The sequence below is a fragment of the Oscillospiraceae bacterium genome (assembly GCA_031265355.1).
In the GTDB taxonomy this organism is placed as follows: domain Bacteria; phylum Bacillota; class Clostridia; order Oscillospirales; family UBA929; genus JAIRTA01.
In genome coordinates this window covers 51,674-58,502 of record JAISCT010000002.1, presented here as the reverse complement: position 1 = coordinate 58,502, position 6,829 = coordinate 51,674, and the positions used below count along the sequence as shown (strand labels likewise).

The following is a 6,829-nucleotide window of genomic DNA, read 5'->3' as shown; positions in this document are numbered from 1 at the left end:
TTGGGGGGGGGCGCCCCCCCCCCCCCCGCCGGCGCCCCCCCCCCCCCTGGTGATGGGTCTTTATCTGTTGGGGCCTGCCGGGGCCACGCGGGGACGGCCCTTGCGCATGATGTTGCGTTGCGGGCGGCGGAGACCGATGGGTCTCTGCTAGACGGGGACGATTTGGGTGGACAGGTCGCGGCCATCCACTTCGATCAGACCGTAGGTGACGGGACCGAAGCGGGGAAAACTGAGGCTGCCGGGATTGAAGAGGAGCAAGCCGTTCTCATCTTCGCAGAAAGGCATGTGCGTGTGGCCAAACAGAGCCGCCCGGGCGCCGGCTTTTTGGGCCGCCGCGGCCAGGGTATGCATCGTGCGTTTGACGTCGTGCAGATGCCCGTGCGTCAGAAAAAACGTCACGTCCTCCACCCTCAGCATCCGGACCGTCTCGCCCCCGGCGGCCATGTCGCAATTGCCCTGCACCGTGATCGGCGCGGGACTGCCGGGCGGCAGGGAGAGAGCGCGGATGTCCCGGGAAAAATCCCCGAGGTGAATGATCAGTCCGGCCGGACGGTTCTCCACCACAGAGCGCATACAACCCAGATGGCCATGAGTGTCGGAAAACAGCAAAATACGGGTCAATGGCTACGCCCCCGTTCCAAAAACGGCCCTCGCCGCATATAGTAAAACAAACGTGGCGGAATCAATCGCCGGCCAACGGCAGACGAGACTTTTGACGTTTGAATCATTCATGAAGGAGGCAAGGCCATGGATACATCCTTCCCCCTCGCGCCCGACGCGCCGGAGGCTCTGCTTCACACGGCGCACACGTCCCCGCCCGGACCCGAACCAAGCGAGCCGGCGGACACGGTGGACGATGCCCACACCCCTGCCGCGGTCTTTCTGGCGCTGCTTGAGGCCTGTCGCAGCGAGGCCGACGACACAACACGCGGCGAAACCCTGCTGCTCGCCCTGCGACCCTACCTGCGCCCGGAGAGACGGGCTCAAGTGGAGCGGATTGCCGAGCTCGTCCGGCTCGCCCGTGCGGTGTACACCGGATACCAGACGACGTCTGGAGGCGAGAAGCATGCATAGCCGCTACCCCGAGACGCCCGTGCGGGACGCGGCGCCTGCCGCCGAAGCGCATCCGGCGCCGCCGAAACGCGCCCTGTCCGCGCAAAAAACACATGCCCCGGCGCCTAAGGCCCTTACCGGGCGGGACGCCGGGGATATCCTGCTGCTGCTTGTCACGCTGTTTCTGTGCCTTGAGAGCGAGGACGATGAAACCCTCGTCCTACTCGCGCTTCTCCTGTTCGCCGGACTTTGACTCTTGAACCATCAGTCTAGATTCATGGCAAGTTGTGCGTCCGGCAGCCGAAATACTTCGTCGGACGGCCGGTACGGCTCCACGGACTGAAGCACGCAGCTGTATTTCAAAATCCCGTCCAGCCTCTTCTCCATGCGGAGCAGAAAGCCGTTTTCCAAGGAGATCCACCAGGCATGCACATATTTGGACTTGGCCGCCTGCGACTCCACGAAGATACAGGGCTTGTTCTCCCACACGAGGTAGGAGGCGGAGAGGATCTCCGCCGGATCACAGGCAAGCAGCGGCCCATAGGCGGCCAAACCAGCCTCGTCCTCGATGGCGATGCTGCCACGCGCTGTCGGGTGGTACGGGCTCCCCTGCGACGCCCAGAGGAAGACGCGGGTCCGGCCCGTGAGCAAATTGGCGGACAACTGATGCTCGGCGTCGTAGATCTCCGCCCGAGTGTAGCCGTCCACCGCGAACACGCGCCGCTCCATCGGCCCCGAGCTGCCGCCTTCCCAGAACCACTCTACCTGCCAGACGCTGCTGTACTCGGGCGGTTGTTTCAGCTCGGAGAGGATCTGCTGGGCGTTGGTGCGGTCGATGTCCGCTACAAAGGCGGGCGGGGAGACGGGCGTCGGCAGAGAGAGCGTCGGCGAAACCCCGGGCGAGGACGGCGCCGGCTGCCACGTCGGCGAGGGGGACGGCAGGACAATCTCCGGCCCTACCGTCGTCGGAGCACGAAACAAGTACAGCGTAACAGACATCAGGACCACCACGACGATCACCGTGGGCAGCAATACAGTCAACATCCCTTTCCGGGTTCGGGACCTCCTTCGTCTCAACTCGATACTCCTCCCTTCGACGTTCCTCCCGCATCAAACACATCCGGCGGCGCGGCGCGCAGGCCATAGTGATACAAGACGGCCTCGACAATCCGCCGGCAAGCCTCACCGTCGCCGTAGGGGTTCACGGCTTTTGCCATTTTCGTGTACTCCGCCGCATTGTCCAGCAGTGTCGCCGCCATGGCCACGATGTCGCGCCGGTCCGCGCCCGCCATGCGTACGGTCCCCGCCTCCACCGCCTCGGGACGTTCCGTCTCACGGCGCATCACCAGCACGGGGCAGCCCAGCGCGGGCGCTTCCTCCTGGAGCCCCCCCGAATCGGTGAGGACGAAGTAGCAGCGCGCCATAAGGTTGTGCAGTTCATCCACCGGCAGCGGATCGATCAGATGGATGCGCGGTACATGGTCGAGGATCCGGTTCGCCGTCTCTCGGACCGCCGGATTCAAATGCACTGGCAACACGATGTGAATGTCCTGGTAACAGGTGACCAGATCGCGCAGCGCCCAGAAAATGTTGACAAACCCTTCGCCGTAGTTCTCCCGCCGGTGGGCGGTGACCAGAAGCACGCGCGCGTCCGACGGCAGGGCGGCCAACGCCGGTGTCCGGAAGCCGTAGTCGTCCCGCACCGTCAGCCGCAGGGCGTCTATGACCGTGTTGCCCGTGACAAAGACACCCTCCGTGACGCCCTCCCGGCGGAGATTCTCCCGGTTTTGCGCCGTGGGGCAGAAATGCAGATCGGCCAGCACGCCGACTAGGCGGCGATTGGCTTCCTCTGGGTAGGGGGCATACTTGTCGCCCGTGCGCAGACCCGCCTCAACGTGCCCGATCTTCACTTTGTGGTAAAAGGCCGACAGCGCGCCGGCCAAGGTGGTTGAGGTGTCGCCGTGTACCAAGACGAGGTCGGGACACACTTCGGCCAACAGCGCGTCCATGCCGGTAAGCGCTTTGGTCGTGATGGTGGAGAGGCTCTGGCTCTCCTCCATGATGTTCAGATCATAGTCCGGGGTAAGCGAAAACAGCGCCAACACGCCGTCCAGCATCTCCCTGTGTTGCGCGGTCACGGCGCAGCATGTCTCCACGCCGGGGGTCCGGCGCAGCGCCAGCACCAGCGGCGCCATCTTCACCGCCTCGGGACGGGTCCCGAAGACAGTCATCACCTTCAAGGGTGGCATAAAACGATCTCCTTCAAGTCTTCGAATTCGGGGGAGGCGGAGGGGACGCGGCAGAGGAGGCGCCGCCGCCCGCCGCCCGATCGTCTTCCGACGGTGCGGCCGGGGGAACGCCCTTTCGGTTCATACGGAACAGCCGGGCGCCCACGAGGACGGCGACGATGACCGCCAGCAGGAAATACATGGCCTTGAGCTCGCCCGACGTGGTGAGCAGCACGGCCGCGAGGCCCAAAATGGCAGACAGCGTATACAAAATAGCCACCGACTGTTTCTGCGAAAATCCCATGTCGATCAGCCGGTGATGGACATGACTCCTGTCCGGCGCGATGGGGCTCTGTCCGCTGGACAGCCGGCGCACAACGGCCATTACCGTGTCGAAGATGGGCAGCCCCAAAATCAAAAACGGCACGGCGAACGAGATGATCGTATAAAATTTGAACAGGCCCAGGATGGAGACACAGGCCAGCACATAACCGAGGAAAGTGGCGCCGGTGTCGCCCATGAACATCTTGGCGGGGTTTATGTTGTACGGCATAAATCCGACGCAGGCGCCGGCAAGCGCCGCCATGATGACGGCCACCTCGGGCTGGGCCAGCAGCAGGGCTATCACGAGCAGCGTAAGAGACGAGATAGCCGACACACCGACCGCCAGACCGTCCAGCCCATCGATGAGATTCACGGAGTTTGTGATGGCAACGATCCACAACACGGTGAGCGGCCAGGACAGCGCGCCCAGATCGATGTAGGAGGCGTCGCTGAAAAAGATCGGGTTTGAGAGAAACTCAACGACTACGCCGTGAAACACCGGGACCAGCGCAGCCACAATCTGCACAATCAGTTTGATCCAGGCCTTGAGACGCACGACGTCGTCGATGACGCCGAGCACAACGACAATGACAGAGCCAAGCAAAATCCCGCGCACGGGCCGGGAGACCTCATAAAATACCAAGATCGCCGCCAGTGTACCCGCAAAAATGGCGAGCCCTCCCAACCGGGGAACCGGCGTCTTGTGGATCCGCCGCCCGTCCCTCGGCACGTCGATGGCTCCGATGATGTGGGCAAACCGGCGCACGGCCGGGGAGGCGGCAAACGAAACCACGCCGCCCATTGCGAAAGTAAGCAGCGCCAGCAGCGGCACGGAGAGTTCCACCGGATATCACCCCTTCGGCAGAAACCCGACGGCGTGACGCACGTCGGCCATAGTCTTCTCCGCGATGGCGTATGCCCGTTCCCGGCCGCGCGCCATCTCGGCTTCCAAAAAACCAGGGTCCCGCAGCAACGCCTCCACCCGTTCGCGCACCGGGCGCAACAGCTCGGCGACGGCCTCTCCCACCGCCGGCTTAAAGACCCCGTACCCCTGCCCCTCGAACTTCTTCTCCGTCTCTTCGAGGGAGAGACCGGTGGCCAGCGCGTAAATGGCCATGAGGTTGGAGACGCCGGGTTTTTGGACTGTATCGTAGCGGACCTGCGCATCCGAATCGGTCACCGCTTTTTTGAACTTCTTCATGATGGCGTCCGGGGACTCCGTGAGCAAGACGTGGGACGCCGGATTGGGGTCGGATTTGTCCATCTTCCGCGTCGGGTCCGTGAGGCTCATGATGCGCGCACCCACCGGCGGGATGTAGGGCTCCGGCAATGTGAACACATCGGGGTGGACGCCGTTGAAGCGCACGGCGATGTCCCGCGTGAGCTCCACATGCTGCTTCTGGTCGCCGCCCACCGGCACGAGATGCGCCTGGTAGAGCAGGATGTCGGCGGCCATGAGCACGGGGTAGTCAAACAGCCCGGCGTTGATGTTGTCGGGGTGTCTGGCCGATTTTTCTTTAAACTGTGTCATGCGTGAGAGCTCGCCGAACATCGTGTAGCAGTTCAGCACCCAGGTGAGCTCCGCGTGCTGGGGCACCTGACTCTGTATAAACAAAACGTTCCTCTGGGGGTCGAGGCCGATCGCCAGCAGCAGCGCATAGAGCTCCCGCGTCTGACGGCGCAGTTCCTCTCTGTCCCGCCGGATCGTGATGGCGTGCATGTCGACCACGCAGTATACGCTCTCGTACTGCGGGTCGTCCTGCAAGGCGACCCAACTGCGAAACGCGCCAAGATAATTGCCAAGGGTCGGCGTACCGCTCGGCTGCACACCGCTCAAAATTCTCCTCTTCATCATATGCAAAAACCACGCCTTTTCTCATATCATCCCCGCCGCGCGGGGTCCGGTTCAGCCGCGCCCGGTCAGCAGCTCGTCCAGGGCCTCGCCGAAGAGCACCATACCGCGGTCGATCTGCTCGGGCGTGGGCATGGAAAAGTTGAGGCGAAACCCGGGAGAGGATCTCTGGTCGTCCACGGCGAAGGTCTGACCCGGCACAGCCGCCACTTTGCGCCGGCCCCCCAACCGGCACAGCGCCATGCCGTCGTACCCGTCCGGCAGTTCGCACCACAGGAAGAGCCCGCCGTCCGGGCAGACACTGCGCACCCGGTCGCCCCAGCCGCGCACATGGGCAAACATGCGGTCACGGCGCTGGACATACAAACGGCGGCAGTCCGCAATGTGGGCGTCCAGGTCGCACCGCTGCAAATACTCCGAAACCACCATCTGAAAGAACAGGTTGGTGTGTACATCAGAGACCTGTTTGGCCACGGTCATCTTGGCGACAATCTCGCGCGGAGCGCACACGAAACCCACCCGCATGCCGGGCGAGATCACTTTGGAATACGAACCGAGATAAATAACGCGGCCATCGGTGTCCAAGCTCTTAACGGCCGGCACGGGCACGCCCGAATAGCGCAGTTCAAAGTAGGGATCGTCCTCCACAATCAGCACATTGTACCGGTGTGCGAGCGCGAGCATCCGCGCCCGCCGGTCGGCCGGCAGCGTAGCGCCGCTGGGGTTTTGAAATGTCGGGATTGTATAGATAAATTTGGCCCGTGGCGTGTCCCGCAGCGTGCGCTCCAGGGCCTCCACGTCCATGCCCTGCGCGTCCATCGGCACGCCCACAAGTTTCGCGTTATACGCGCGCAGGGCGTTCAGCGCGCCGATGAAGCTTGGGTCCTCGCAGATGACGACATCGCCCTCATTGAGCAGCACCCGCGCCGCCAGATCCAACCCCTGCTGGCCGCCGCTGGTGATGATCAGGTCGTCGTCTGGGCCACCGACACCGCTACGCGCGCGCAGCCGGGCGGCCGTCTGCTCGCGCAGAGGCCCGTACCCCTCTGTGATGCCGTACTGCAGCGCCGGTCCGGGGCGGTCTCGAAAGAGGTCGGAGGCGATCCGCGCCATGTCATTGGCCGGAAACGTCTCGGGCGAGGGATTGCCCGCAGCCAGCGAGATGACGGTCGGGTCCTCTAGCACTTTAAAAATTTCCCGAATGGCCGAGGGCTGCACCCCCGAGATTCGGTCTGAAAATGTGTACTCCATACCGCGCCTCCCACCTGTCCTATCGTTTCAAACAAGACGCCCGCACCACCGCCGTCCCGCGCCCCCAACGTCACCATATCTGGCAGAAAACCCAAGATATGCAGACAAAATATGACCGTTC

The 6,829-nt window shown here is 63.4% G+C and carries 8 protein-coding genes; 2 read left to right on the top strand and 6 right to left on the bottom strand.

Translation table 11 applies throughout. The annotated features are described in order from the left end of the window. Window positions 1-147: 147 nt before the first annotated feature. Complete coding sequence (locus LBK75_00410) at window positions 148-621, bottom strand: YfcE family phosphodiesterase (protein ID MDR1156759.1); 474 nt, start codon at window positions 619-621, stop codon at window positions 148-150. Window positions 622-747: 126 nt separating this feature from the next. On the opposite strand from LBK75_00410, the gene LBK75_00405 reads away from it, so the two are divergent. Both LBK75_00405 and LBK75_00400 read left to right on the top strand, forming a co-directional pair. Beyond that, entirely contained in the window at window positions 748-1,074 is a 327-nt protein-coding gene (locus tag LBK75_00405; GenBank protein ID MDR1156758.1) for a hypothetical protein, read from the top strand. Next, window positions 1,067-1,306 (top strand): hypothetical protein, encoded by a 240-nt coding sequence (locus LBK75_00400; protein MDR1156757.1) that lies wholly within the window; start codon window positions 1,067-1,069, stop codon window positions 1,304-1,306. Before LBK75_00405 ends, LBK75_00400 begins: the two co-directional genes overlap by 8 nt. Before the next feature lie 11 nt (window positions 1,307-1,317). Here LBK75_00400 and LBK75_00395 read toward each other — a convergent pair whose 3' ends face one another. The 5 genes from LBK75_00395 to LBK75_00375 are packed head-to-tail and all read right to left on the bottom strand — an operon-like array spanning window position 1,318 to window position 6,708. Then, window positions 1,318-2,130, bottom strand: coding sequence for a hypothetical protein (locus LBK75_00395; protein MDR1156756.1), 813 nt, complete (start codon window positions 2,128-2,130; stop codon window positions 1,318-1,320). After that, window positions 2,127-3,302: a UDP-N-acetylglucosamine 2-epimerase (non-hydrolyzing) gene (wecB, locus tag LBK75_00390; GenBank protein MDR1156755.1), complete on the bottom strand. Its 1,176-nt coding sequence runs from the start codon at window positions 3,300-3,302 to the stop codon at window positions 2,127-2,129. The genes LBK75_00395 and wecB overlap by 4 nt, the downstream gene beginning before the upstream one ends. Before the next feature lie 13 nt (window positions 3,303-3,315). Next, complete coding sequence (locus tag LBK75_00385; protein ID MDR1156754.1) at window positions 3,316-4,449, bottom strand: undecaprenyl/decaprenyl-phosphate alpha-N-acetylglucosaminyl 1-phosphate transferase; 1,134 nt, start codon at window positions 4,447-4,449, stop codon at window positions 3,316-3,318. Between the two features lie 6 nt (window positions 4,450-4,455). Beyond that, window positions 4,456-5,460 carry a tryptophan--tRNA ligase gene (trpS, locus tag LBK75_00380; GenBank protein ID MDR1156753.1) on the bottom strand — a complete coding sequence of 335 codons (1,005 nt, stop codon included), beginning with the start codon at window positions 5,458-5,460 and terminating at the stop codon, window positions 4,456-4,458. A gap of 51 nt (window positions 5,461-5,511) precedes the next feature. Then, window positions 5,512-6,708: a PLP-dependent aminotransferase family protein gene (locus tag LBK75_00375; protein ID MDR1156752.1), complete on the bottom strand. Its 1,197-nt coding sequence runs from the start codon at window positions 6,706-6,708 to the stop codon at window positions 5,512-5,514. Window positions 6,709-6,829: the final 121 nt, after the last annotated feature.

Bases quoted from the DNA above. Each gene is read 5' to 3' on its own strand.
- LBK75_00405 (MDR1156758.1), top strand. From the start codon at position 748: ATGGATACATCCTTCCCCCTCGCGCCCGACGCGCCGGAGGCTCTGCTT.
- LBK75_00400 (MDR1156757.1), top strand. From the start codon at position 1,067: ATGCATAGCCGCTACCCCGAGACGCCCGTGCGGGACGCGGCGCCTGCC.
- wecB (MDR1156755.1), bottom strand. From the start codon at position 3,302: ATGCCACCCTTGAAGGTGATGACTGTCTTCGGGACCCGTCCCGAGGCG.
- trpS (MDR1156753.1), bottom strand. From the start codon at position 5,460: ATGATGAAGAGGAGAATTTTGAGCGGTGTGCAGCCGAGCGGTACGCCG.
- LBK75_00375 (MDR1156752.1), bottom strand. From the start codon at position 6,708: ATGGAGTACACATTTTCAGACCGAATCTCGGGGGTGCAGCCCTCGGCC.